At 65.7% G+C, this 25,747-nt stretch carries 22 protein-coding genes; 11 read left to right on the forward strand and 11 right to left on the reverse strand.

Annotated elements, in window-relative coordinates; translation table 11 throughout:
* Nucleotides 1-44 precede the first annotated feature (44 nt).
* Nucleotides 45-1,118, forward strand: a complete 1,074-nt coding sequence (locus HFRIS_RS05365; protein WP_006462236.1) for an adenosine deaminase family protein — start codon at nucleotides 45-47, stop codon at nucleotides 1,116-1,118.
* Between the two features lie 15 nt (nucleotides 1,119-1,133).
* Here HFRIS_RS05365 and HFRIS_RS05370 read toward each other — a convergent pair whose 3' ends face one another.
* On the reverse strand, nucleotides 1,134-2,837 hold the full coding sequence (locus HFRIS_RS05370) for a methyl-accepting chemotaxis protein (protein WP_006462237.1): 1,704 nt from the start codon (nucleotides 2,835-2,837) through the stop codon (nucleotides 1,134-1,136).
* A 302-nt stretch (nucleotides 2,838-3,139) separates the two neighbouring features.
* Here HFRIS_RS05370 and HFRIS_RS05375 point away from each other — a divergent pair, with 302 nt between their 5' ends.
* Nucleotides 3,140-4,378: a multidrug effflux MFS transporter gene (locus HFRIS_RS05375; RefSeq protein WP_006462238.1), complete on the forward strand. Its 1,239-nt coding sequence runs from the start codon at nucleotides 3,140-3,142 to the stop codon at nucleotides 4,376-4,378.
* Between the two features lie 128 nt (nucleotides 4,379-4,506).
* The gene (locus HFRIS_RS05380; protein WP_006462239.1) at nucleotides 4,507-4,704 is read left to right on the forward strand and encodes a hypothetical protein; all 198 of its coding nucleotides are present in this window, start codon (nucleotides 4,507-4,509) and stop codon (nucleotides 4,702-4,704) included.
* Between the two features lie 66 nt (nucleotides 4,705-4,770).
* On the opposite strand, the gene HFRIS_RS05385 is transcribed toward HFRIS_RS05380, so the two are convergent.
* Entirely contained in the window at nucleotides 4,771-7,209 is a 2,439-nt protein-coding gene (locus tag HFRIS_RS05385; RefSeq protein WP_039874502.1) for a DNA polymerase II, read from the reverse strand.
* A 255-nt stretch (nucleotides 7,210-7,464) separates the two neighbouring features.
* Between HFRIS_RS05385 and HFRIS_RS05390 the strand changes: the two genes are divergently transcribed.
* Entirely contained in the window at nucleotides 7,465-8,217 is a 753-nt protein-coding gene (locus HFRIS_RS05390) for a lysozyme inhibitor LprI family protein (protein ID WP_006462241.1), read from the forward strand.
* Between the two features lie 49 nt (nucleotides 8,218-8,266).
* Here the strand turns inward: HFRIS_RS05390 and tcuC are convergent, their stop codons facing one another.
* The 4 genes from tcuC to HFRIS_RS05410 all read right to left on the reverse strand — a co-directional run bounded on the left by tcuC (nucleotide 8,267) and on the right by HFRIS_RS05410 (nucleotide 13,289).
* Entirely contained in the window at nucleotides 8,267-9,568 is a 1,302-nt protein-coding gene (tcuC, locus tag HFRIS_RS05395) for an MFS transporter (protein WP_006462242.1), read from the reverse strand.
* 67 nt (nucleotides 9,569-9,635) lie between these two features.
* On the reverse strand, nucleotides 9,636-10,865 hold the full coding sequence (gene tcuB, locus HFRIS_RS05400) for a tricarballylate utilization 4Fe-4S protein TcuB (protein ID WP_006462243.1): 1,230 nt from the start codon (nucleotides 10,863-10,865) through the stop codon (nucleotides 9,636-9,638).
* Nucleotides 10,852-12,261: an FAD-dependent tricarballylate dehydrogenase TcuA gene (tcuA, locus tag HFRIS_RS05405; RefSeq protein ID WP_006462244.1), complete on the reverse strand. Its 1,410-nt coding sequence runs from the start codon at nucleotides 12,259-12,261 to the stop codon at nucleotides 10,852-10,854. Before tcuA ends, tcuB begins: the two co-directional genes overlap by 14 nt.
* Nucleotides 12,262-12,347: 86 nt before the next feature.
* Nucleotides 12,348-13,289 carry a LysR family transcriptional regulator gene (locus HFRIS_RS05410; RefSeq protein ID WP_006462245.1) on the reverse strand — a complete coding sequence of 314 codons (942 nt, stop codon included), beginning with the start codon at nucleotides 13,287-13,289 and terminating at the stop codon, nucleotides 12,348-12,350.
* A 234-nt stretch (nucleotides 13,290-13,523) separates the two neighbouring features.
* Between HFRIS_RS05410 and HFRIS_RS05415 the strand changes: the two genes are divergently transcribed.
* Nucleotides 13,524-13,745: a hypothetical protein gene (locus HFRIS_RS05415; RefSeq protein WP_006462246.1), complete on the forward strand. Its 222-nt coding sequence runs from the start codon at nucleotides 13,524-13,526 to the stop codon at nucleotides 13,743-13,745.
* Nucleotides 13,746-13,787: 42 nt separating this feature from the next.
* On the opposite strand, the gene HFRIS_RS05420 is transcribed toward HFRIS_RS05415, so the two are convergent.
* Both HFRIS_RS05420 and HFRIS_RS05425 read right to left on the reverse strand, forming a co-directional pair.
* Nucleotides 13,788-15,194 carry an aminotransferase-like domain-containing protein gene (locus tag HFRIS_RS05420; RefSeq protein WP_006462247.1) on the reverse strand — a complete coding sequence of 469 codons (1,407 nt, stop codon included), beginning with the start codon at nucleotides 15,192-15,194 and terminating at the stop codon, nucleotides 13,788-13,790.
* Nucleotides 15,195-15,429: 235 nt separating this feature from the next.
* Nucleotides 15,430-16,176, reverse strand: coding sequence for an SDR family oxidoreductase (locus tag HFRIS_RS05425; protein ID WP_006462248.1), 747 nt, complete (start codon nucleotides 16,174-16,176; stop codon nucleotides 15,430-15,432).
* A 104-nt stretch (nucleotides 16,177-16,280) separates the two neighbouring features.
* On the opposite strand from HFRIS_RS05425, the gene HFRIS_RS05430 reads away from it, so the two are divergent.
* Nucleotides 16,281-17,207 carry an AraC family transcriptional regulator gene (locus HFRIS_RS05430; protein WP_006462249.1) on the forward strand — a complete coding sequence of 309 codons (927 nt, stop codon included), beginning with the start codon at nucleotides 16,281-16,283 and terminating at the stop codon, nucleotides 17,205-17,207.
* Nucleotides 17,208-17,248: 41 nt separating this feature from the next.
* On the opposite strand, the gene HFRIS_RS05435 is transcribed toward HFRIS_RS05430, so the two are convergent.
* Nucleotides 17,249-17,881, reverse strand: a complete 633-nt coding sequence (locus HFRIS_RS05435) for a GntR family transcriptional regulator (protein ID WP_006462250.1) — start codon at nucleotides 17,879-17,881, stop codon at nucleotides 17,249-17,251.
* Between the two features lie 115 nt (nucleotides 17,882-17,996).
* On the opposite strand from HFRIS_RS05435, the gene bioB reads away from it, so the two are divergent.
* From bioB to bioD, 5 genes are read left to right on the forward strand one after another with little or no spacing between them, the layout of a single operon-like run.
* Nucleotides 17,997-19,013: a biotin synthase BioB gene (gene bioB, locus HFRIS_RS05440; RefSeq protein WP_006462251.1), complete on the forward strand. Its 1,017-nt coding sequence runs from the start codon at nucleotides 17,997-17,999 to the stop codon at nucleotides 19,011-19,013.
* Complete coding sequence (locus tag HFRIS_RS05445; RefSeq protein ID WP_006462252.1) at nucleotides 19,013-20,182, forward strand: cytochrome P450; 1,170 nt, start codon at nucleotides 19,013-19,015, stop codon at nucleotides 20,180-20,182. The genes bioB and HFRIS_RS05445 overlap by 1 nt, the downstream gene beginning before the upstream one ends.
* A 10-nt stretch (nucleotides 20,183-20,192) precedes the next feature.
* Complete coding sequence (gene bioF / locus HFRIS_RS05450) at nucleotides 20,193-21,356, forward strand: 8-amino-7-oxononanoate synthase (protein WP_006462253.1); 1,164 nt, start codon at nucleotides 20,193-20,195, stop codon at nucleotides 21,354-21,356.
* Entirely contained in the window at nucleotides 21,353-22,720 is a 1,368-nt protein-coding gene (gene bioA / locus HFRIS_RS05455; protein WP_006462254.1) for an adenosylmethionine--8-amino-7-oxononanoate transaminase, read from the forward strand. Before bioF ends, bioA begins: the two co-directional genes overlap by 4 nt.
* A complete protein-coding gene (bioD, locus tag HFRIS_RS05460) occupies nucleotides 22,717-23,397 on the forward strand; it encodes a dethiobiotin synthase (protein ID WP_039874515.1) in 681 nt (226 codons plus the stop codon). The genes bioA and bioD overlap by 4 nt, the downstream gene beginning before the upstream one ends.
* On the opposite strand, the gene HFRIS_RS05465 is transcribed toward bioD, so the two are convergent.
* Nucleotides 23,375-23,983 (reverse strand): DUF6988 family protein, encoded by a 609-nt coding sequence (locus HFRIS_RS05465; RefSeq protein WP_006462256.1) that lies wholly within the window; start codon nucleotides 23,981-23,983, stop codon nucleotides 23,375-23,377. The two genes, bioD and HFRIS_RS05465, sit on opposite strands and share 23 nt — an antisense overlap.
* Before the next feature lie 59 nt (nucleotides 23,984-24,042).
* The gene (locus HFRIS_RS05470; protein WP_006462257.1) at nucleotides 24,043-25,683 is read right to left on the reverse strand and encodes a histidine kinase famiy protein; all 1,641 of its coding nucleotides are present in this window, start codon (nucleotides 25,681-25,683) and stop codon (nucleotides 24,043-24,045) included.
* Between the last annotated feature and the right edge of the window lie 64 nt (nucleotides 25,684-25,747).

A 25,747-nucleotide genomic window follows, 5' to 3' on the forward strand; every position in this document is an offset into this window, starting at 1 on the left:
CCCCGCGACTCCTCCCTGAACCGATCTTCCGCGATGTTTCGTCTATGAGTTTTAACGACCCCACCGATACCGGCCCGCTGACGCTCGAACAATTCGTGCGCGCCCTGCCCAAGGTCGAATTGCATTGCCATCTGTTCGGCGCGGTGCGCCGCCAGACCTTCAGCGAACTTTCCGCGCGCGCCGGCCATCCGGTCTCGGCCGAAGAGATCGAAGCCTTCTACACCCGCGGCGAAAAGCCGGTCGGCGTGCTGCGCGTGCTGCGCGCCCTCGATGCCGTGCTGATCCGCCAGCCCGACGACCTCTACCGCATCACCTACGAATACCTGCAGGACGCCTGGCAACACGGTGTGGCCTACAGCGAATTCTTCTGGAACCCGACCGGCACGGTGCGGGTCTCGGGCATCGCCTATGACGCCGCACAAGACGCCATCGTGCGCGCCATCGTGGATGCAGAACGGGACATCGGCATCATCGGCCGCCTGATCCCCAGCATCGACCGCGAAGCCAGCCCCGACGAGGCCCTGAGCATGGTGCAGTGGATGCTGCAGCATCCGGCGCCGCAGGTGGTAGGCATCGGCATGGACTACCGCGAGAACGACCGTCCGCCCGAGCTGTTCAAGACCGCCTACCGCCTGGCGCGTGAAGCTGGCCTGAAGACCACCGCGCATGCCGGCGAATTCGGCATGCCCTGGAACAACGTGGCCACCGCCATCGACCTGCTGCAGGTGGACCGCGTCGACCACGGCTATACCATCGTCGACAACCCGGCGCTGCTGCAGCGCTGCATCGAACGCGGCCTGATCTTTACCGTGGTGCCGACCAATTCCTATTACCTGCGCACCCTGCCGCCACAACGCTGGGCGCAGGACCATCCGATCCGCCAGATGCTGGCCGCCGGCCTGCGTCTGCACCCCAACACCGACGATCCGACCCTGCATCTGGTCACGCCCACCGGCGCCTGGCTGATGATGCTGCAGCTGGGCGCCGACATCGATGCCCTGCGTGGCTTCATGCTCAACGGCCTGGATGCCGCCTGGATGGCACCGGCCCTGCGCGAGCGCTGGCACCGGGAATGGCCGGCGCGCTTCGATGCCTTGCGCGCACGCCTGCTCAGCTGAGCTTGTGAAAGTATCCTAATCCACCAGCAGCAGCGGGATTTCCTCGTCGAAGTTGGGCAAGAGCTTGAATTCCCCGACCAGCTGCGCCAGCCGGTTGGCCTGTTCCTGCATTGAGTCGGAGGCCGACGAGGTCTGCTCGACCAGGGTGGCGTTCTGCTGGGTGACGTCGTCAAGCTGCTTGACCGCCATCGAAATCTGCTGCAGTCCGCTGGACTGTTCCACGCTGGCGCTGGCAATATCGCCCATCAGGTCGTTGACCCGCTGCACGCTCTCGACCACTTCCGCCATGGTCTGACCGGCCTTCTTGACCAGCAGGTTGCCGCTCTCCACCTTGTCCACCGAATTGTCGATCAATAGCTTGATCTCCTTGGCAGCGGCTGCGGCACGTTGCGCCAGGTTGCGCACCTCGCCGGCCACCACCGCGAAGCCGCGTCCCTGGGTACCGGCCCGGGCCGCCTCCACCGCCGCATTGAGCGCCAGGATGTTGGTCTGGAAGGCAATCCCATCGATCACCGTGATGATCTCCACGATACGGTGCGAGGAATCCTTGATCGAGGCCATCGTCGTCACCACCTCGGCCACCACCGACCCCGCCTCGCGCGCCACCTGAGAGGCGGTACCAGCCAGCTGGCTGGCGCGCTGGGCGTTGCCGGCGTTGCGCTGCACGTTGGCATTCATCTGCTCCATCGAGGCTGCTGTCTCTTCCAGCGAACCGGCCTGCTCTTCGGTGCGCGAGGACAGGTCCTGGGAACCCGAGGCGACCTGGGCTGCCGATACACGGATCGAGTCGGCCCCCTCGCGCACCTGCCGCACGATGCAGGTGAGCCCGTCGCGCATTTCCTTCAAGGCGTAGAGCAGCATGCGGGTCTCTCCCTTGTAGCCGACATCGATCGGCGCCGTCAGGTCTCCATGGGAGACGCGCCGGGCAACCTCCACCGCCCCCGCCAGCGGACCGGCAATGGCCTTGTACACCACCAGCAGCGTGCCGGTCAGCACCACCAGGCTGACGCCGATGAGCAGGTAGACCACGCGCGTCATGCGGTCTGCAGCTTCCTGTGCCAGTTGCACCTGGCCGGCCGTCCTCTGGTCCAGCATGGCGAAGAACTCGTCGACCGGGTGCATGATCCGGGCCTTGTTCTGGTGGTAGCTCGCGTCATGCATCATCTGCCGTGCCTGTTCCAGTTCGTTGCGGTTGGCGCTGGCACCGGCGGCGCGCTGCGCCTTGACCATCTCCATGGCACGGGTCTCGATCTGGACCAGGGTATCGGAAATGTTCTTGGCCTCGGTCAGCTTGCTCAGCTCGGCGGCGGTGAAGCCGTTCTCGCGCATCAGATCGGTGAGCGCCGCACTGACATTGCTGTCCGGACGCGGCGCACGCCCCTCGGCATCGAAGAAGTCCCAGTAGATGCGCTCGTAGTGCTGAGGACGTGCTCGCCTGCCGTCGCGGATGTCCAGCACCGTCTGGTAGTGCTGGGCGTAGACCGGATCGCCGGTGACCACGTAGGTGCGCGCCAGCCGGGTCAGGTCGTCCGAGCTCTGGCGCAGCTCGGCGGCCAGCAGAAAGGAGCTGAAACGCTGCTCATTGGCCCGGTTCAGGGCCATGTTGGCGTTTTCCTCCTCATAGGCGGCCAGCACGATGAGCGCCATCAGCATGGCAATCACCGTCACCAGCGCGATAAAGATCTGCCGGATCGAAAACCGGCGAAAAATGAAATTCACGATATCTCCCTCCCCCAAGGAATTGGCAGCTGCCGCCGCGCCACCTGCCGCGGCAGACGCGCTGGCTTGCGGTCGGCAGACGATACGTCCGTGGGAACGAGGAGAGTCGAATATCGAAAGTTTACTGCTCTCGTCTCGAATTATTTCTACAAGATGATGTTTTACAGGCATCAGAACTTGCCATTCTGCTCTGGCCAATAATGAAACTTTATGCAGACTGTCCGGCCGAGCTGAGCCGCTGCCAGCAGAAAACTGCATCAAGGTTCACAATAGCGGTCTTTGTCTACGCAGCATCCCCCTTCATGAGCTCTTCTGCCAAGCCGTCTCCGAACCACCCGCGCTTCCTGCTGTTCCTGATCTGCGCCTTTGCCTCGGCCGGCCAGCTGGCCATCGATCTGTACGTGCCGGCGCTGCCGGAGATGGCGATCGACTACGCCACCTCGGCCCAGGCCATCCAGACCAGCGTGACCGGCTACCTGATCGCCTATGCCTTCGGACAGCTGGTGTTCGGACCGCTGGCCGACGCCTTCGGCCGCAAACGCATCCTGGCCCTGGGGCTGGGCCTGTTCACGCTGGGCTGCGTGCTGACCCTGGTGGCGCCCAACCTGGAAACCTTCGTCGCTGCCCGCATCCTGCAGGGCTTCGGCATCGCCGCCACCAACCTGCTGGCCAAGGCCATCATCACCGACTCCTTTGCCGGCCAGGCGCTGGTGCATGCCTACACCTACATGGCCATTGCCTGGGGCCTGGCGCCCATCGTCGCCCCGGTGATCGGCGCGCACCTGCAGGAAGCCTTCGGCTGGCGCTCCTGCCTGGTGTTCCTGCTGATCTACTCCTTCGCCATGTGGGCCATCCTGTGGCGTTACCGGGAGACGCTGGCCCAGCCGGTGCACCTGCACCCCCGGACCTTGTTCAGGAATGCCCGCATGGTGCTGGCCAGCCCGGTGTTCCAGAGCTGCTTCCTGGCCCAGGGCCTGTGCTATAGCATCCTGCTGGTGTTCAACATCGTCGGCCCCTTCATGGTGCAGAACACCCTGCACCAGCCACCGACCTTCTTCGGCTATATGGCGCTGGCCATCGGCATGATGTATTTCCTGGGCGGCATTTCCAATCGCATCCAGCATCGCCGCCTGCCCAGTGCCGAAGCGCGGCTGCGCATCGGTGCGCGGGTCATGGCCGGTGCCGCCTTCGTCATGCTGGCGCTGGCCCTGACCGTGGGCCTGCAGGTGTGGACGCTGATCACGCCGGTGCTGGTGATGGGCTTCTGCGCCGGCGCCATGTATCCCACGCTGATGGCCAAGGGCAATTCGATCTTCCCGCATATCGCCGGGCTGACCAGTGCCATCCTCGGCTTTGCGCTGCTGCTGGTGTCCTCGGGGATGATGGGGCTGGCCGGCTTCGTGTCCATCCATAGCCTGACGCCGCTGGCGGTGTTCTTCTGCATCGTCAGCCTGACCGTGATCCTGATGGTGTCCAAGCTGTTGCAACATCTGCAAGTGCCGCCTGCCGCCGCCATGGTGCAACCGGGTCCGGGGCGCTGACGGGGCGCGAGCCGTCGAGGTACAGTTGCCGTTGCAGCGACACACATCAGAAAAACCCTGATATCCGCCACCGACGTCCCGGCATACGATGAGGCCATCGACACTGAATGACTCCCCAAGGAGGACCTATGGCCATCATCGACACCCTGCTTCACTACGGTAGCTATCTCGCGGCTTTCTATGCGTTCTATGTGCTCGCGGGCGTGCTGGCCTTCGGTCTGTTCCTGCGCCACAAGCTGTACCACAAGCCGCGCCAGCAGCCGGTGGCGCTGCGCGTCCAGTACGACCCGCGCTCGGGACGTGAGTCGGATTCGCGCCTGCACTGACCAGTGCTAGCGCAGACAAGCAGGGCCGGATTCATCGAATCCGGCCTTTTTTCATTCTGCGGCGCTTCAGAACAATTCCTGCTGGGGTGAGGTCACGGCCGCAAAGCTGTCGCCCACGAAGACCAGGATGGCATCGGCCACCGGGGCCAGCTGGCGCTCCAGATAGTGCCCATGATCGATGGCGGCACTGCGCTTTTCCAGCGGCTCCGGGCCGGCCGTGGTCATGACGTAGTTGATCCAGCCGCCCTGCTGGTATTGCAGGGGGCGCCCGTCCTGCTGGTTGACCTGGTCGGCCATGCGCGCCGCCCGCACGTGTGGCGGCACGTTCTTTTCGTAATGGTCCAGCTGGCGCCGCAGGCGCTTGCGGTAGACCAGCAGCTCGTCCAGCCGGCCGGCAAACAGGTCGGCCACATAGCCGACGATGTAGTCGCGGTAGGGTTCACCCCGGAAGATGCGCAGATACAGCTCCTGCTGGAAGCGCTGCGCCAACGGCGACCAGTCGGTGCGCACCGTTTCCAGCCCCTTGTAGGTCACCTTGTCCTGGCCGTCGGCGCTGCGGACATAGCCGGCATAGCGCTTCTTGCTGCCGGTATCGGCGCCCCGCACGTTGGGCATCAGAAAACGCTGGTAATGCACCTCGTACTGCAGTTCCAGCGCGCTCTCGAGCCCGTACTCATCGGCCAGGTGCTGACGCCACCAGTCATTGATGCGGCCGGTCAGGCGCAGGCCGATCTGGCGCGCCTGTTCGTCGTCGTGGGCGCGACGCAGCCAGACGAAGGTCGAATCGGTATCACCATAGATGACCTCGAAGCCCTCTTCCTCGATCAGTTCACGCGTGCGATGCATGATTTCATGCCCGCGCCGGGTGATGGACGATGCCAGCCGCGAATCGAAGAAGCGGCACACCGTCGAACCCAGCACCCCGTAGAAGGAGTTCATGATGATCTTCAGCGCCTGCTGCAAGGGCTTGTTGCCCTGTGCCTTGGCGGCTTCCCGGGCTTGCCACAACTGCTCGATGATGGCCGGCAGGCTATGACTGCGACGCGAGAAGCGCCCGCCGTTGAAACCGGGCACGGTCTCCTCTTCCGGCTCGTTGAGGGTGCCATCGACCAGCCCCACCGGGTCGATCAGGAAGCTGCGGATGATGCTCGGATAGAGGCTCTTGTAGTCCAGCACGATCACCGAGTCATACAGCCCCGAGCGCGAATCCATGACGAAGCCGCCCGGACTGGCCAGCGGCTCGGCTTCGCCCAGGTTGGGCGCTACATAGCCCTTGCGGTGCATGTGCGGCAGGTAGAGATGGGTGAACGCCGCCACCGAACCGCCGCTGCGGTCGGCCTGCAGGCCGGTGACGCTGGCGCGCTCCAGCAGGAAGGACAGGATGTCGGTGTACGCGAAGATACGCGTGACCAGCTCGCAATCCTTGAGGTTGTAGGTGGCCAGGGCCAGCTTGTCCTCGGCGAACATGCGGTCGATCTCGTCCATGCGCTGGTAGGGGGTGGCAATTGCCTTGCCCTCGCCCAGCACAGTCTGTGCCACGTTTTCCAGGCTGAAGGACGGAAAATTCCAGAACGCCGAACGCAGGCTTTCGATGCCGTCGATCACCAGCCGCCCCGGGGCCGACACCAGCAGGTGGTTGGCGCGCAGGCCGTGTTCGCGCCACTCCAGGGCCCGTCCGGCCCGGCCCAGGCGCAGCGGAACGCGGTATTTGTCGGCCTGTTTCTGCAACACGTTGAGGTCGAACTGGATCAGGTTCCAGCCGATCAGGGCATCCGGATCATGGCGCGCCATCCAGTCGTTGAGGGCTTCGATCAGCGCGGCACGACTGTCGCAGAACTGCAGCGCAAAACCGGCCTCGGCCGCCTTGGCGACCGCCTCGCCTGACTGCCCGGCGGCTCCGCTGTCCGGCTCCAGCACATAGACGCTGCGCTGGCCGCAACCTTCGATGGCGATGCTGTAGAGCTCGCCCTGCCAACTGGTCTCGATATCCAGCGAAGCCAGCTTCAGCGGCGGGCGGTAGCCCGGCAAGGGGCGAATGCGCGCCTCGACCAGCACGCCGTGACCATCTTCCACGCCGTGGAAGGCCAGTGGTGCATTGATGAAGCGCTCCATCAGGTAGCGCTCGGGCGGCCGGATATCGGCTTCATAGACGGGGATGCCGGCAGCGATCAACGCCTTTTCGATCTTCAGCAGCTTGCGGTAATGGCGACCATACAGGCCCATCACCGGCCGCTGGCTGTAGTCCTTGAGTCGTTCCAGCGGACGCAACTGCATGCCGCGCTCGCCGGCGATCAGGGCGTCTACCCGTTCGGCCTCCGCCTGCGGCACGAAGGCCACCGCCTCCTGCGGCGGCAGGCGCAGGCATTGCGGGCCATTGTCAGTGGCCAGCCACAGCTCGATCTCGACGCCCGCCGGCGTGTCGCGCCAGTGTCGGCTCAGGATGAAGCCGGCACGTTCGCCTGGGCGCAATTGCGATTGCGGGGTGTTGTCCTCTGTGCCTGTCACCGGTCTGCTGCGTGCTGGTTATGTGCTGGTTGTGTGCCTTGCGCGGATCGCGCAAATGGCATGAAGACCGCGATTCTACTGCCATGTGACATGGCCTGCGCGGGCAGGCAGCACGATGAATGTGAAGACAAACCCAACACGCTTTTTCAGTTGCAAAGATTTTGGAAATTTTCCCTGTCTTCTCCGCGTTTTGCGTCGGGGCGCGCAATGCGAAGCTGGCGCCCGTCATTCGCTCGCAATACGGACAGTCTCGCCATGAACAAGCTCTCCCATCTCGCTTTGCCAGCACTGCCGGCTCTGCTGGCGCTCCTGCTCGCCTCCGGCAGCTTGGCCGCCAGCTTCGATTGCGGCAAGGCCGCTTCCCGCAACGAAAAGACCATCTGTGGCGATGCCCAGTTATCGGCCATGGATGACGCCCTGGGCCGGGCCTTCCGCCAGGCCCGCGACATGGCCCCCGACAAGCGCGCCTTTCGCGCCGCCAGTGATGCGCAATGGCGCTGGCGCGAGCAGCACTGCAGTGACCGCGCCTGCCTGCTGGACTGGTACCGTCGGCGTCAGGCCGAACTGTCCGCCGCCGCAGGCCAGGCCGATATCAGCGACCAGGGCAAAGCCGCCGTACCGGTGCCACTCCCCCAAGCTTTGCGGCTGGGGCTGGATGCGCGCCAGATCGACGGCCTGGCGCCAGCCGGCAGCATGCCGTGGCCGCATTACACGCGGGTCGAACGCGGCACGTACTTCTATCGCGACCCCGATGCCGACGCCTCACAGCAACTGGTGAGCGTGCGCTATTACGGCGTGGAACACGGGCAGACCATCCTGGAGGCGGTGCGCGGCCAGACCGTGCTGCGCTACACCTGCAGCAGCGACTGCCGCTACATCGCGCAGCTGGTGCTGCCGGGCGATGTCGAGAAGGACAGCGTCATCCTCGCCAACGACCACCGCTCCCTGCCCTCGCTGATCGTCGGCGATGCGCTCAATGGTTTGCTGGTGCCGGCTACGGTGCACTGAACGCATTAAATGCATTGAATGCCGGGAAACGACAGATGCCGGGCAGCGCTCAGCCTGCCCGCGAGGCGGCTGCCCGCACCGCAACGGCCTGCCCACGATAGAGGATCAGCGTAGCCGACAGGCCGCAGACAGCAGCGAAGGTCAGCCAGTAGCCGGGCGCAGCCTTGTCGCCGGTGAGTTCGATCAACCAGGTGGAGATGGCCGGGGTGAAGCCGCCGAATACGGCGGTGGCCAGGCTGAAGGCCAGCGAGAAGCCGGCCACGCGGATCTGCTCCGGCATGATCTCGGTCAGTGCCGCCACCATGGCGCCGTTGTACATGCCGAAGAAGAACGACAGCCACAGCAGCACCAGCAGCATGCGTTCCACACTGGGTGCGGCGGCCAGCCAGGATAGTGCGGGATAGGCGGTCAGGATCGCCAGCACGGTGATGCTCAGCAGCACCGGGCGCCGCCCGATACGGTCGGACACCATGCCGCCAATGGGCAGCCAGAAGAAATTCGACAGCCCCACCAGCAAGGTCACCACCAGGCTGGCCTGGGTCGAGAGCTTGAGTACCGACTTGCCGAAGGTCGGCGTGTAGACGGTGATCAGGTAGAAAGTGGTGGTCGTCATGGCCACCAGCAGCATGCCGGCGATCACGGTCTTCCAGTTCGCCAGCATGGTGCGATAGACCTCGCCCAAGGCGGGACGATGGGCGCGTGCCTTGAAGGCTTCGGTCTCCTGCAGGGAACGACGCAGCAGGAAGATGAACGGCACGATCAGGCAGCCCACGAAGAAAGGAATGCGCCAGCCCCAGGCGGCGATCTGCGTTGCATCCAGCCAGAGATTGAGGGCATAGCCCATGAGCGCGGCCATGACGATGGCGATCTGCTGGCTGGCCGACTGCCAGGCAGTGTAAAAGCCCTTGCGGCCGGGCGTGGCCATCTCGGCCAGGTAGACCGATACCCCGCCCAGTTCGGCCCCGGCCGAGAAACCCTGCAGCAGACGTCCGATCAGGACCAGCAGCGGCGCCAGCAGGCCGATACTGGCGTACCCCGGCACGCAGGCGATCAGGATGGTGCCGCTGGCCATGATGGAAAGCGTCACGATCAGGCCCTTGCGGCGGCCCACTTCGTCGATATAGGCGCCCAGCACGATGGCACCCAGTGGCCGCATCAGGAAACCGGCACCGAATACGGCGAAGGTCAGCATCAGCGAAGCGAAATCGCTGCTGGTGGGGAAGAAGACCTTGGAAATGTGGGTCGCGTAGAAGCCGAACAGGAAGAAATCGAACTGCTCCAGGAAATTGCCGCTGGTCACGCGCAGGACGGCGCCTGCGCGCGAACCGCGCGTCTCGGGTTGGGTGCTCATGCTGAAAGTCTCCTTGCTGTTGTGTTCATGAAAAACCGGGTGGGCCGGCGCGCTGGCCGGCCCGGGATCAGGCCGATCCGGGATCGTGCCGCAGGGGCTGCCGCTTCTCGATGGCGGACTTGAGCAATGCGGCACTGCGATAGATGCCGTGGGCGAACTTGCCGTAAGGCAGGGTCAGGAACAGGGCCATCACGCAGCCCAGGTGCAGGGCCAGCAGGGCCGCCATGGCAGCGCTGTCGCGCCAGGCCAGCAGCGCCAGACCGGTGGCACTGACCAGCAGCAGCAGGACGATGAAGCCGCGATCCATGGGCCGCTGGCGACGGTCGCCCTGCTCCGGATGCCGCCGCAGGTTCAACCACAGCAGACCGGCGGGGCCGACCAGCAGGCCGATGCCGCCCGCCGTGCCCAGCAGTACCGGCAGGCTCAGCACGGGGTATGGCGCCTCCAGCCCCAGCAGGTAGTGGTAGAGGGTCGCCACCGAGGTGGCCGCCAGGCACAGCATGAAACCGTAGAAGGTGAAGTGATGGAAGCGTCGGCGCATGAGCGTGTAGCCGTCATCGGACTCGTTGCAGCCCTCTGCGTGGCCGCCATCCAGATAGCGCAAGGCCAGCACGTCGCGGGTGGCCTCGGCCGCCGCTGCACTGCCCGGGGCACCGGCCGTGCCGTCCGTGATATCACGCCAGAAGCGCCTGACACCCATGCCCAGCGCCAGCACCGCCAGGGCGAACACCGCGCCGAACATGCGTGCCAGCTGCCCATGCGGGAACACCGCATAGAAATTGCCGCCTGCCGGGCTGCTGGCCAGCGTGCCGTTGAGCGCCAGGGCCAGCAACAGGAACAGGGCCAGGCTGCCCGCCAAGGCCAGGGCCAGGGTCAGGCCATTGCGCCGGTACAGTGCGCCGGCGGCGGCCGGCCAGGCATAACTGGAATAGGTGTCCAGCCGTACCCGCGCCATGGCCCTGGGAACGTTGACCGCGAATTCATGGGGCGGCGCGTACTGGCAGGCGTGATAGCAGGCGCCACAGTTGTGGCACAGGTTGGCCAGGTAATGGACATCGGCCTTGGCAAACTCCAGGCGGCGTGTCATGGCCGGGAACACCGCGCAGAACCCTTCGCAATAGCGGCAGGCATTGCAGATCTGCATCTGCCGGGCTACTTCGGCCTCGTCGGCGTTCATGGGCGGCGCCGCCTTGACGGGCAGGATGGGAATGATGCGGGCCCCTCCCGGGGCAAGGCTGGCAGGACCGCCCTGCGCGTCGCGGCGGGCGGCATCGGTCAGGGCTTCAAGCTGCTGCATGGGAAACTCCGGAAGATCGGGTGGCGAACTGGGCGGCCTGCACTCCGGCGATGCGCCCGAAGGCGGTGCCGATGGACATGCCCACACCGGCCGTATAGCCCTTGCCGAGCACGTTGCCGGCCATCATTTCGCCTGCCACGAAGAGGTTGTCGCTGGGCCTGCCGGCAAAATGCACCTGGGCCTTGTCGTTCACTTTCAAACCGAGGTAGGTGAATGTCACGCCAGGTCGCAGTGCATAGCCGTAGAACGGCGCCCGCTCCAGCGGCCGCGCCCAGTGGGTCTTGGGGGGCTGCAGGCCGTCGGTATGGCAGTCGTCCAGCACGGTGTGGTCGAACCTTCCCTGGCGGCAGGCGGCGTTGTAGTCGTGCACGGTCTGTTCGAACTGTGCCGGCGGCAGCCCCAGCTGGCGTGCCAGGTCGGCCAGGGTCTCGGCCTTCTCGCCGGGGAACACCGGTGGCATGAAGTGTCCGATGGCCTGACTGTCGATGATGGAATAGGCGACCTGGCCCGGCTGTTGCGCCACCAGGCGGCCCCAGATGGCGTAGCGCTTGGGCCAGAAATCCTCGCCCTCGTCGTAGAAGCGCCGGCCGTCGCGATTGACCACCACGCCCAGCGAGACGCAGTCGATACGGGTGCAGATGCCGCCGTCATAGAGCGGAGCGCGGGCATCGATGGCCACCATGTGGGCCTGGGTGGGATCGCCGATGCTGTCGGCGCCAGCCTCGATCATGTAGCGCAAAAGCTCGCCACGGTTGAAGCGGGTGCCGCGGATCAGGAAATTGTCGGCCGGCCATTCGCCGCGCTCGTTCTGGCCCCAGGCCTGGCGCAACCATTCGCGATTGGATTCGAAGCCGCCAGCGGCCAGCACGCAGGTGCGGGCGGTGAAGCGCTGCCTGCCACTGCGGGCAGCGACGAAGCGCGTGCCATCCAGTTCGATGGCGTCCACCGGGGTCTCGTAGCGGATCTCCACGCCCAGGGCCTCGGCACTGCGGTAGTAGGCATTGACCAGCGCCTTGCCGCCGCCCATGAAGAAGGCATTGGTACGCGCCACATGCAGCGCGCCCGACAGCGGCGGCTGGAAATGTACCCCATGCTTGCGCATCCAGGGCCGGCAGGTGGCCGAGGCGCGGATGGTCAGGCGCGCCAGGTGTTCGTCGGTGAGGCCGCCGGTGACCTTCAGCAGATCCTGCCAGTATTCTTCTTCCGGATAGGCCTCCACCAGCACGTCCTGCGGTGCGTCGTGCATGCAGCGCAGGTTGCGGGTGTGTTGTGAGTTGCCCCCGCGCCAGGCGCGGGGCGCCGATTCCAGCAGCATGACCGAGGCGCCGGCCTCGCGTGCCATCAGGGCCGCGCACAGGGCAGCGTTGCCACCGCCAATAACCAGAACGTCCAACATCGCCGTCCCCTCCTTGTGATATGTCCAGGGAGGCGACTATAGGCAGCCTGCCGGTGCGCCGCTATCGGCGCGCCGGCAAGGGGTGTTCAGTTTTCGTGAAGACCGGTGCCGCGCAGGGTAGCACCGGGCCAGCGGCCCTGCCCCACCTGGGTACGCGCCACCTCGGCCAGCAGCACCCGGGCGGCCAGCCCGGCGGGAGACAGTTCGTCATCGGAGACGCTGACGATCAGGTTGGGACGGGAGGCATCGCCATCGGCCACCGGCACGCTGGCCAGGTCGGCATTCTCGGCCCGGGCCAGCACCGCACCAGGCTGGATGGTGGCCCCCATGCCGGCGCGCACGGCGTCCATCAACATCGGCAGGCCATCCACCTCAAGGACGATATTGGGTGTGTAGCCCGCATGGCGGAAGGCCGAATCCAGCAGCGAACGCAGCCCATGCTTGCGGGTCGGCAGGATCAGGGGCAAGTCGCCCAGCTTGCCCAGGCGCGCCTGGCGCGCAACGGGCATGCCGGCCAGCGCGGGGGCGCCGATCACGAACAGCCGCTCATCCAGCAGGGGCAGTACGCTCCAGCGTTGCGCCGGTTCTTCCTGGAACAGGATGGCCAGGTCGATCTGGCGCGCGCCCAGCATGGCGCCAAGGTGACCGGACAGGCTTTCCACCATGCGCAGACGCACCTCCGGATAGCGTTCGTGCATGGCCTGCATGAAGGCCAGCCCCATCACCCCCGCCGTACTGGAGGCCATACCCACGCTGACATGCCCGGACAGGCGCGCCTGCCGCGCCGCCAGGGCGGCATCGTCGATGTGGCGCAACGCCAGCTGGGCCTGCTTCAGAAAGGCGATGCCCGCTGCGGTCGGCACCACGCCGGTGGAGGTGCGCTGCAGCAGACGGGTGGCCAGCTCGGTCTCCAGGCGGGTGATCTGCTGGCTCAGGGCCGATGTAACCATGCCCAGCTCCAGGGCGGCCTTCCCGATACTGCCGTGTTCGACGATGCTGGCGAAATAGCGGAGCTGGCGGATTTCCATGGTGGCGAATGAAGGTGGCGGAGGTGGCGGAGGTAGCAAACAAGGCGACAAGTCAGCGCGCATGATGCCATAGCTCTTGTCCTACAAACGATTGCGCAGGCGGACGACATCCAGCCGCCGATCTGCGCGGCATACTTCGGCAAACTGCTGCTGTTGAGTTGACCGCCCCGCCCTGACGGCGGAGTCAGACACCTCAGGCAGCTCAGACACCTCATTGCCCTGGTGAGAATGACGATGAAGAAAATCGAATTCGACGGTTATCTGCTGGTCTATCAGGCCGACGACAGCGAAGGCCGCTGGAAAGGCTCCTACGCGATCCTGAAGGATCGCACCGAGATCAGCCGCGGCTCCTTGCCGCTGGCGGCCCACTCCGAAGATGAGGCCGCTTTCGAGATCCTGGCGGCAGCGCGTCGCCATACGGGGATGTCCCCGGCGGCCTCGGCCCTCACGCACTAGCGCCGCACTAGCGCCGCACTAGCATCTCACTCACTCCCCTGGCTACACCACCACTTCCCGCATACTGCGGCGGCGGGTCAGCTCGCTCAGGCGGCGCAAGGCATTGACCAGTTCGAAGCGGCTGCGCGAGCGTCCCAGCGAGATGCGGATATGCGCCGCACCTCCGCCTCCGAAGCCCTGGCCCGACGGCGCCGGCTCCACCTCGAAACTGCTGTGCGAGACCACGTTCAGGCCGGCCTGGCCGGCCCTGATGACGAACTCCTGGCCACTCCAGTGGGCCGGCAGTGCCTGCCACAGATGAATCCCGCCCGACCCGGCCAGTCCGGGATCTCCCAGCGTACGCAGGGCCAGCTCCTGACGGGCCCAGGCTTCGTTGCGGATCCCTTCGAGCAAGGATGTGGCCGTGCCATCGTGCACCCACTGCGTCGAGAGCGCAGTCATCAGCGGGGTCGACATCAGCACGAAGGAACGCAGCGCCCCCAGCACCTCTTCCTGCTCCTGGCCCTCAGGCATCACCACATAGGCCGTGCGCAGCCCCGGCAACAGGCATTTGGACAAGGTCGAGACATGGAACACATGCCGTGGCGCATAGTAGGCCAGCGGCCGGGGCGGCTGGGCGGCAAAGCGCCAGTAGGGATCGTCCTCGATGATGCGCAGGTCCAGCCGGGTCGCCACGGCCGCGATCTCGGCCCGGCGCGTGGCCGGCATGGTATGGGTGGTGGGGTTCTGCAGGGTCGGGTTGAGATAGACCACGCGCGCCTGGTGCTTGCGTGCGAGCGTCACCAGCAGGTCGGGTCGCATGCCTTCGCCATCCACACCCACCGCCACCACCCGGCGACCCAGCTGGGCCGCTGCTGTCAGCAGTCCCGGGTAGGCCAGCGGTTCGGCCAGTATCACCTCACCCGGGCGGGTCTGCGACAGCAGCAAGGCGGCCAGCGCCGATTGCGCCCCGGGACAGACCAGCACCCGGCTTTCGTCGATGTGGCCCAAAGGCTCCTGCAACCACATCGCGCCGGCAGCGCGGTCGGCACTGCTGCCGCCGCCCAGGTGATAGGTCATGAGCAGGTCGGCGTCGCTATGGATCAGGACCTGCGAGACACCCTGGCGCAGCAGATCGTCCAGGTCGATGCCGGCAGGCGGAGGTGGAATGTTCATCGACAGGTCCAGCACCTGGCTCAGGTCCACCTTGGGAGCGGCCACGAAGCTGCCGGCCGCGCCCCGCGCTTCGAGCAGGTGGCGTCGCCGCGCCTCGGTATAGGCGCGGGTGACGGTCGTGAGGTCCACGTCAAGACGATCTGCCAATTGGCGCTGCGGGGGCAGACGGTCGCCGGGCTTGAGGCGGTCGTCGGAAATGGCCTGTTCCATGAAGCCCACGATCTGCAGATAGCGTGGGCCGCCATTGGCGGCAAAGCTGCCGACCCAGTCCTGTGGACGTGCGGATTTTTTCATGGGGCGAACCAACGTGAAGAAGGGTAAGAGGGAAAGAGGCGGGCGGGCGTGACCATGCCGATATTAGTATGGATTTAATGGGAACACAAATCCATACATCACCACCCTACCCCAACTTTCACTTCTTCCGCTCGTCAGAGCTATATCTCGGCCACGCTGCGCCGCTTGATTTCCTCGACTCGCTCCATGCGTCCGCCGATGTCTGGAATCCCATTGCAGGAGACCCGGACATCATTCACACCACTGTCGCCGCCCATTCCCGGGCATCTTCCCCGGCCGGAATACGCATCGGAGCGCCCGGATCGGTGGCTGCCTGCCACACCGCCTCGGCCACGTCGCTGGCATGGGTGACCTGGGTGTTGTCCTGGAAGTTGGCAAACACCTGGGCCGCCAGCGCGCCATAGGCGTCGGGGATGGCGCCCTCCATGCGCGGCCGGGCATTTTCCGCAAACCGGGTGGACGGGGCGCGGCCGGGCAGGACCAGGCGCGCCTGTACGCCCACACTGGCCAGTTCGAGCGCCATCGATTCGGTAAAGGCATTGACGGCGGCCTTGCTGGCCGTATAGACCGCCAGCAAGGGCAAGGATCGCAAGGTCACCGAGGACGTGACGTTGATCACCACCCCCTGGGCGCGCTCGCGCATCTGGGGGATGAAGGCCTGGCACATGGCGATGCTGCCCAGGGTATTGGTCTCGAAGATCTCGCGCACCTGCGCCGGTGACTGGGCTTCCACGGCGGCCAGGGCGCCGATGCCGGCATTGTTGACCAGCACGTCGACCGGGCCGGCCTGCGCGACCACGGCGCGGATGCTGGCCTCATCGGCGACGTCCAGCGGCAGGATGCGCAACCTGGACGAGGCCGGCAGCAGGTCATGACGTGGACTGCGCATGGTGGCGACCACGTTCCAGTCGCGGTCGAGGAAGTAACGTGCGATTTCCAGGCCGAAGCCGGAAGAACAGCCGGTGATGAGGATGGTTTTCATGAGGGACTCCTTTGAATGGATGGGAACGACAGGACGAAGAATAGGCGCAGCACACCGGACTTGCTACAATCCAGAGTCCATCATTCATTTGCAATCGTCCAGACATGTCCGACTCCATCGATCCCTTGGCCGAGGTCGTCACCCTGCTGCAACCGGCGGCCCGCTACACCAAGTACGTACAAGCGGCAGGCGGCTGGCGGGTGCGCCGTTCGCGTTCCGATCTGGCCTTCTATTGCACCGTTATCGAGGGAAGTTGCCGCATCTTGCGCGACGATGGCAAGGATATCGTCCTGGAGGCGGGTGATTTCGTGCTGGCGCCGGCGCTGGAGGGTTTTACGCTGTCCAGCCTGCAGGACAGCGACACCGCCTTGCTGGACGAAGACAATCCACCGCCCCGCCTGCCCGATGGCCGCTATCACCTCGGACCCCTGGAGCTGACGCCGGAAGTCCAACTGGTGGTGGGTCATTGCGTCTTCGACTCGCCCGATACGCCGCTGCTGCTGTCGCTGCTACCCGATCTGGTGGTGGTGCGCGCCCATGCGCGCCTGAGCACGCTGGCCCAGCTGGTGGGGGAGGAATTCCGCGCCGCCCGGCCGGCGCGGGAGATGGTGCTGGCACGCCTGCTGGAAGTGCTGCTGATCGAGGCCTTGCGTTCGACCACCGAGGCCGGTGCGGCGCCTACGCCGGGCCTGCTGCGCGGATTGGCCGATGCCCGCCTGGCGCAGGCGATCCGTGCCCTGCATGCGCGGCCGGCGGAGAACTGGAACGTGGTCATGCTGGCACGGGAGGCGGCCTTGTCACGCTCGTCCTTCTTCGAACGCTTTCGGCGCGAGGTGGGACTGGCGCCGATGGAATACCTGCTGGCCTGGCGCATGGCGCTGGCCAAGCGCCTGCTGCTGCGGGCCGACGCCGGCATGGCGGAGGTGGCGCAGCAGGTGGGCTATAGCTCGGCCTCCACCTTCAGCGTGGCCTTCACGCGCCATGTGGGCGTGCCGCCGTCGCAGTTCAGCCTGTCCGGCCTGCCGGGCTAGCGTATATGGCTAACCCGGCTGACCAGGCTGACCCGACTCGACTAGGCCGCCACGAAGCCGACCCGTTCCATCGTGCCGATATGCATGCTCAGCAATTGCACGGCGCGATCGGTCTTCTTGCCTTTGAGGGCGTCGATGATGAGCATGTGGTCGTGATCAGAACGCGGCTGCCAGCCACGCTTGAAGCCGGTCGAGAACAGGTAGCGCGAATTGGTCAGCTGCAGCTGCTTCAACACCGCCAGCAGACGCGGCATGCCGCATTCGCTGGAGAGGATGTCGTGGAACAGGTTGTTGGCGGCATCCCACTCCACCAGCGAGGCCGCCCGCGCACAGTCGTCCTGCGCCTGCTCCAGCCGGGCGATGTGTTCACTGGTGAATTTGCGTACACCATGGCGTAGCGCCAGGATCTCCAGGGCAGCACGCATCTCTGCATTTTCCTTCACCGCTGCGCGGTCCACCATGCTCACCCGTACCCCGCGACGGGGCAATGTGAGCAGCAATCCTTCTGCTTCCAACTGACGAAAGGCCTCGCGCACCGGCACGTGGCTGGACTGGAATTCCTGCGCCACGTGATCCTGCCGGAGGGCCGCCCCGCCTGCGATTTCGCCGCGAATGATGCGCGTGCGCAAGACCTCGGCGATGCGGGCGACGGTACTGCCTGGGTCATTTTTCATACGGCCAAAGTATAGATAATCTATTAAAAAAGAAATTGTTAAACGAAATTGGACGAAGATAGAATCCGCCGGAACGAAATTCTAAGCCTTTTTACTCACGAACCGGATTTTATCGATGAGCCAATGCCCTTCCTCCGCGGCCGTCCCGGCCAGCGCTCCCCTGCACTTCCTGCCGCCGCAGGCCAGCGTCCCGGCGTCCAACCCGGCGGTTGAACGTTTGTTCGAACTGCCCTTCCTGGATCTGCTGTTCCAGGCGCAGGGCGTGCATCGCCAGCACCACCCGGCCAACCAGGTGCAGCTGTCCAGCCTGCTGTCGATCAAGACCGGTGGCTGCGCCGAGGACTGCGGTTATTGCTCGCAGTCGGCGCATCACAAGGAGGCGGGCGTGCCGGCCGGCAAGCTGATGGCGGTGGACGAGGTGGTGCAGGCCGCCCGCGCCGCCCGTGAGCAGGGGGCCACCCGCTTCTGCATGGGCGCGGCCTGGCGCAATCCCAAGGAGCGCGACATGGCGGCACTGACCTGCATGGTCAGCGAGGTGCGCGCCCTCGGCCTGGAAACCTGCATGACCCTGGGCATGCTGGAGCAGGCGCAGGCCGAGGCCCTGAAGGAGGCCGGTCTGGACTACTACAACCACAATCTGGATACCGCTCCCGATTTCTACGGGCAGGTCATCTCCACCCGCAGCTACCAGGACCGGCTCGATACCCTGCAGCGGGTGCAGCAGGCGGGCCTGCAAGTCTGCTGCGGCGGCATCATCGGCATGGGCGAAACGCGCGCCCAGCGCGCCGGCCTGATCGCACAGCTGGCGCGCCTGCCGGTGCCACCGCAATCGGTGCCGATCAACCATCTGGTGCCGATTGCCGGCACCCCCCTGGAGGACGTACCGCCGCTGGATGAATTCGAATTCGTACGGACCGTGGCGGTGGCGCGCATCGCTCTGCCGCACGCGGTGATCCGCCTGTCAGCCGGACGCGAGAGCATGAGCGACGCCACCCAGGCGCTGTGCTTTGCGGCCGGCGCCAATTCCATCTTCCTCGGGGCCAGGTTGCTGACCACGGCCAATGCGCCGGTGTCGTCCGACCTGGACCTGTTGTCCCGGCTGGGTCTGCAGGCCGCCCCGGCGACGGCCTGATGAGCGTGCAATGGAGCGCCGCGCATTGCGGTGGCGCCTGGCTCATCAGCGATTACGAGGCGGTGGCGGCAGGCTTGCGCGATCCGCGCCTGTCGGTGCGACGCGGGGCGCGCTGGATCAACAGTGGCTTGGCTGGACTGGATGCACTGGACTCCGCGCCGGCCGAACTGCAAGCACAACGCCGTTTCAAGCGACTCTTTTCGCGCTCGGTGCTGCTGCTCGACGGCCGCGCCCATCGACGTCTGCGTGGCGTGCTCAACCCGGGTTTCAAGCCGACCGACCTGGAGGCTCAACGGCCTGCCATCACGCGCATTGCCGGTCAGTTGATCGATGCCATCGTGGCCGATCCGCTGGCGCCGCAGGGTTTCGATTTCGTCAGCCGTTTCGCCCGGCCACTGCCGGCGCTGGCCATCGCCGGCCTGATGGGATTGCCGGACCGTGTGCCAGCGGCCTTCATCGACTGGGCTGCTGATCTGGCCGCCTTCATCGGCAGCCCCACGCCGGATGCGGGCCAGACCCTGGCGGCCCAGGCGGCGATGGCAGCGCTGTGCGACTTCTTTGGTGAAGTCGTGAAAGATGCCGACACCCTGCCGCCCGACAGCCTGGTCGCGCGCCTGCTGCAGGCGCAGCGGGAACAACGGATCAACCGCAACGAAATGCTGGCGCAGTGCTGCACACTGCTCTTTGCCGGCTACGAGACCACCCGCAATCTGCTGGGCAACGGCTTGCTGGCGCTGCTGCAGCATCCTGCGCAATGGACGGCGCTCAAGGCAGATCCCACCCTGCTGCGTAAGGCCTTGCGCGAGATGCTGCGCTATGACAGCCCGGTGCAATACACCGGGCGCCGTGTGCTGACCGATCTGCAGGTAGCGGGCCGGACGCTGCGACAGGGTGAACTGGTGATCCTGCATATCGGGCAGGCCAATCATGACGGGCGCCGCTTCACTGGGCCGCAGCACTTTGACATCCGGCGCGATGAAGGCATGCACCTGTCCTTCGGCCAGGGGCCGCATGTCTGCCTGGGTGCGGCACTGACCCTGCTGGAGGCGGAAATCGCCTTCACCGCGCTGATGCAACGCCTGCCCACCCTGGCACTGTCGGCCACCCCTCCCCGGCGGCAGCAGCATGCCGCCTACAGCGCGCTGGATCACCTGCCGCTGGTGTTCTGAAAGACCTTTCATGCATGATTTTTCCGATGAGCTGGCCCAACTGGCCAGCCAGAGCCTGCTGCGCACGCGGCGCGTGGTGGATGGTCCGCAAGGGCCGCTGCTGATGGTGGAAGGACGGCAGCTGCTGTCCTTCTGCAGCAATGACTACCTGGGGCTGGCCAGGCATCCCGAGATCGTGGCGGCCGGTATCGCGGGCTTGCAGCATTACGGCATGGGGGCTGGCGCGTCAGCCCTCATCAGCGGTCACAGCACGGCCCACGAGAAGCTGGAGGAAGAACTGGCACGCTTCGTCGGACTGCCGGCGGCGCTGTCCTTTTCCAGTGGCTACATGGCCAACCTGGGTGTGATCGGCGCGCTGGTGGGGGCCGGCGATACGGTGGTGGTGGACAGGCTGGCGCATGCCTCGCTGATCGATGGCGCCCGTTTGTCCGGGGCCAGCCTGAAGGTGTTTCCCCACAACGATGTGGCGCGGCTGGCGCAGGTGCTGGCGCGCTGTCCCACCGGGCGCAGGCTGGTGGTGACCGATGCAGTCTTCAGCATGGACGGCGACCTGGCGCCGCTGGCCGAACTGGCCGCCGTGTGCGCGCAACACGATGCCTGGCTGCTGGTGGATGATGCCCACGGCCTGGGTGTGCTCGGCCCGCACGGCAGCGGCAGCCTGGGGCAGGCCGGGGTGCGCTCGCCCCACGTGCTTTGCATGGGAACGCTGGGCAAGGCGGCCGGCGTGGCCGGCGCCTTTGTCGCTGGCGAGGCGTCGCTGATTGCATGGATCACGCAGCGCGCACGCACCTACATGTTCACTACCGCCCACCCGCCGGCCCTGGCGGTGGCCACCTCGGCCAGCCTGGCCCTGATGGCCCGGGACGACTGGCGGCGCGCACGTCTGCGCGAACTGGCTGCGCAATTGCGGCAGGGGCTGGCCGGCTTGCCGTGGGCGCTGCTGCCCTCTTCCACCGCGATCCAGCCCCTGATCGTCGGCGACAACGCGGCGGCCCGCGCACTGGCGGCCGCGCTGCGCGATCGCGGCATCTGGGTGCCGGCGATCTGCCCACCGACCGTGCCCAAGGGCAGCGCCCGCCTGCGCATCAGCCTGTCGGCCGTACATACGCCCGAACAGGTCGACCACCTGATCGCCGCCCTGCGATCGCTGGCGGACGAAGGAGCCCACGCATGAAGCCGCAAGACTCCCTGGCCGCCCGCAGCCTGCGCAGCGTCTGGCATCCCTGCACGCAGATGCGCCGTCACGAAAGCACGCCCCCCATCGCCATCGACCGCGCCCACGGCGCATGGCTGGTCGATACCGGGGGCCGGCGCTATCTGGACGCGATCAGTTCATGGTGGGTCAACCTGTTCGGCCATGCCAACCCACGCATCAATGCCGCCCTGGTCGATCAGCTGGGGCGCCTGGAACATGCGATGCTGGCCGGCTTCACCCATGAGCCGGTGGTGCGCTTGTCCGAACGCCTGGGCGCACTGACCGGGCAGGCGCTGGGGCATTGCTTCTACGCCTCCGACGGCGCCTCGGCGGTGGAGATCGCGCTGAAGATGAGCGTGCATGCCTGGCGCAACGCGGGCCAGACCGGCAAGAACGAGTTCATCTGCATCGCCGGCGGCTATCACGGCGAGACCGTGGGGGCGCTGGGCGTGACGGATACCCCATTGGTCCGCGCCTCCTACGAAGCCTTGCTGCGGCCGGCGCACGTGGCCCGCTCGCCCGATGCACGCCAGGCCCGCGACGGCGAAAGCGCGGCCGATGTCGCCCGGCAGGCGCTGGCCGATGTGGAAAGACTGCTGCAACAGGGCGAGGGACGCATCGCTGCCGTGATCGTGGAACCGCTGGTGCAATGCGCGGCCGGCATGGCCATGTATGAGCCGGCCTATGTGCGCGGCCTGCGCGGCCTGTGCGACACCTATGGAGCGCACCTGATCGCCGATGAAATCGCGGTCGGCTGCGGCCGTACCGGCAGCTTCTTCGCCTGCGAGCAGGCCGGTATCTGGCCGGACCTGCTGTGCCTGTCCAAGGGCATCAGCGGCGGCTACCTGCCGCTGTCGCTGGTGATGTCCAGCGAGGCGATCTACCAGGCCTTCTATGATGACGATGTGCGTCGCGGCTTCCTGCATTCGCACTCCTATACCGGCAATCCCCTGGCCTGCCGTGCTGCGCTGGAGACGCTGGCGATCTTCGAGGATGAACAGGTCCTGCAGCGCAACCGCGACTTCGCCCCGGTGCTGGCGGCAGGTCTGGCCCCGCTGGCACAGGACCGCCGGGTGCGCCACGTGCGCCAGCGCGGCCTGATCTGGGCCTGTGATGCCGTGCTTGACGGTGTCGATGACATTGATGCGGCTCAGGCGGCCAGCCATCGATTTTCGCGCCGGCTGGCGGCACAGGCGGCACAGCGCGAACTGCTGGTGCGGCCGATCGGGACCAGCGTCTATGTGATGCCGCCCTATATCCTCGATGCCGACCAGGCACAGTGGCTGGGTGAGCGCCTGCATGCCGCCTTCGATGCCACCTTCGCCGAGATGCGGGGAGCATGATGGGAGGCAGCTATTTCGTCACCGGCAACGATACCGGCGTGGGCAAGACCTTGGTGGCATCGGCGCTGATCCATCTGCATGCGGCGCGGGGCGCGCGTGCTGGCGGCATGAAGCCGGTGGCCTCAGGTGCCTTCCTGCAGGGCGGGCAGTGGTGCAACGAGGATGTGCTGGCTTTACAGGCGGCCGCCAACGTGGCGCTGCCGGCAGCGCTGGTGAACCCGTATCTGTTTCGCCGGGCAACCGCACCTCATATCGCCGCCGAAGAAGAAGGACGGCGCATCGATCTCGACCATCTGGCGCAATGTCATGCGCAGCTGATGCAGGCCTGCGATGTGCTGATCGTGGAAGGGGCAGGCGGCTTCGTGGTGCCGCTGGATGAACGCCACAACAGCGACGAACTGGTGGCCAGGCTGGGGCTGCCGGTGGTGCTGGTGGTAGGAATTCGCCTGGGCTGCATCAATCATGCACTGCTCACTTGCCAGGCGGTGCGGGCGCGGGGCCTGCCGCTGGTTGGCTGGGTCGCCAACCTGATCGATGCGCAGGAAGATCAGGCCGAGGCCATGATCGAGAGCCTGGCGCAGCGCCTGCCGGCTCCGCTGCTGGGCTGCCTGCCCTGGTCACCCGGGATGAGTGCGGCGCAGGCAACGGCATGGCTCACTTGGCCAGATCCAGCCTGACCGGCGCTGCCTCGCCACTGCGCGGTGCGGTGAAATGCTTGTCGTGGATGGTGCGGAAACTGGCCAGGCCCAGTTCGGCGATGGAATTGGACAGTTCCAGCAGTTCGATGACGGCCTCCTCGGCATACATGGCATCGACCTCATTGGCGTTGAGCCAGTGGCGGATGCGACGCTCGCCGGAAAAGACGAAGTCACTCAGGCGCGCCCAGTGATCGCGCAGGAGCGCTGCCTCCGGCCCGTCGCTGCCGGCCAGCACGCCGTCGACCTGCGCCACCAGCTGGCGCATGGTCTTGCCGCTGCCGTCGGCGAGGAAGCGCCCGAGTTCCTCATCGCTGGCGCAATACCACAGCCACAGGGCATTGAAGGCGGTCTCGATCTGATGACCGATGAGTGCGAAGGCCGAGGCGTGCACCGGCATGTCATCGCGCAGCAGCAGGATGATGCCGCAGTGATGTTGTTGTGCCACCGTCAGGCAGCCGATGGCAGCACAGGCGCGGCGGTCCGGCGGCAGCGGTTGGCCGTTGAAATCGGCGGAAATGCGGTAGGCCAGGGACTGCGCCCTGGCCAACAGATGATCCAATTGCATGGACGACTCCCTTTGTTCGGGCAGAGCGGGCAGAGGCGGACGGCTTGTTGTTATTGTTTTCAGCTCACGCCAGTGGCGCCGTCGAGGACAATGCGGATCTTGCGGGCCAGCTCATCATGACGATACGGTTTGTCGAGGACGGGGAATTCTCCGTCGGCTCCATGCCGTTCTATCGATTCGCTGGCGTAACCGGTAGTCAATAAAATTTTGAGCGAAGGTAACATGCGCCGCGCCTCCCGCGCCAGTACCACGCCATTCATGTGGCCCGGCATGATCAGGTCGGTGAAGAGCAGATCGACCGGCTCGCCGGCACGGATCAACTGCAGCGCTTCGTTGGCGGAATTGACCATGCGCACCCGATAGCCCAGGCTTTCCAGCATGTCCTGGGCCAGTTCGGCGACCTCGATTCTATCGTCAACCACCAGGATGTGCTCGTGACCACCCTGGCTCTGGGTGCGGTTGTCATACTCGAAGCTGCCCCCGACCTGGTCCTGCGTGGCCGGGAAGTAGATCGCTACCGTCGTGCCCCCCTGCGGCCCCGAGGAAATCCGTACCGAACCACCCGACTGCTTGACGAAGCCATAGACCATGGACAGGCCCAGCCCGGTCCCCTTGCCTTCGTCCTTGGTGGTGAAGAAGGGGTCCATCACGCGCGGCAGGATGTCGGGCGGAATGCCGGGGCCGTCGTCGACCACGGCCAGGCAGACATAGAGGCCCGGCTTCAAGCCCAACTGCAAGGCACGTTCATCGCTGCTCAGGTCTTCATTGCTGGTCTGGATGCGCAATGTTCCCTTGCCGGCCATGGCGTCGCGGGCATTGATGAGAATGTTCAGCAGCGCCACCTCCATCTGGGTCGGGTCGAGACGGCAATTCCAGAGGCCAGGCGCCAGTGCGGTGCGTACATGGATATCACCCCCCAGGGTACGCTGCACCAGATCGGTAAAGCCCTCGGTCAGCGAATTGAGGTTGATGGTACGCCCCTCCAGTCGTTGCTTGCGGGCGAAGGCCAGCAATTGCTGCGTCAGCATGGCGGCCTTGCCGGAGGCCTTGCGGATACTGTCGGTACTGCGCGCCACGCGGCCCAGGTCCGGTACCGGACTACGCAGGGCCAGGTTGATGATGTCCAGGTAGCCGCTGATGACCTGCAGCAGGTTGTTGAAGTCGTGCGCGATACCGCCGGTCAACTGGCCCAGTGCTTCCATCTTGCGCGCCTGGCCCAGGGCCTGTTCGGCGTCACGGCGGCGGCTGATGTCCAGTTGCGAGCTGAAGAAGTATTTCAGTTCGCCATGCTGGTCATAGACGGGTGAAATGAAGAGCGCATTCCAGAAGGTGGAACCGTTCTTGCGGTAGTTCAGCAACTCGGTGGCGATCTCGCGCCGTTCGAGCACGGCTTCGCGCACCTGCGCCACCACCGCGCGGTCGGTTTCCGGGCCTTGCAGGAAACGGCAGTTCTTGCCGATCACATCGGCCCGGCTGTAGCCGGTCATGTTGATGAAGGCATTGTTGACGAAGATGATGGGGTTGTCCGGCTGGTTCGGATCGGACACGATCATCGGCATGCGCGTCATTTCGACGGCGGCAAAAAAGATATCGTTGGCGTCATCGCCTACCGCGACCTTGGCGTGGTCGTTACGTAATCCTGCATCGTTGTAGTCGTCGGCAGGCCAATGCACCGGAGGGCGCTTGGCAAGTGTGGGCATTGTGTTCTTCTCCGTTTGGGTGGGCTCGGTTGCAGCGTGGCAAGAAAAGGCGAGCTGAAACAAG

Origin of the sequence: Herbaspirillum frisingense GSF30 (genome assembly GCF_000300975.2) — a bacterium.
Taxonomy (GTDB): domain Bacteria; phylum Pseudomonadota; class Gammaproteobacteria; order Burkholderiales; family Burkholderiaceae_D; genus Herbaspirillum; species Herbaspirillum frisingense.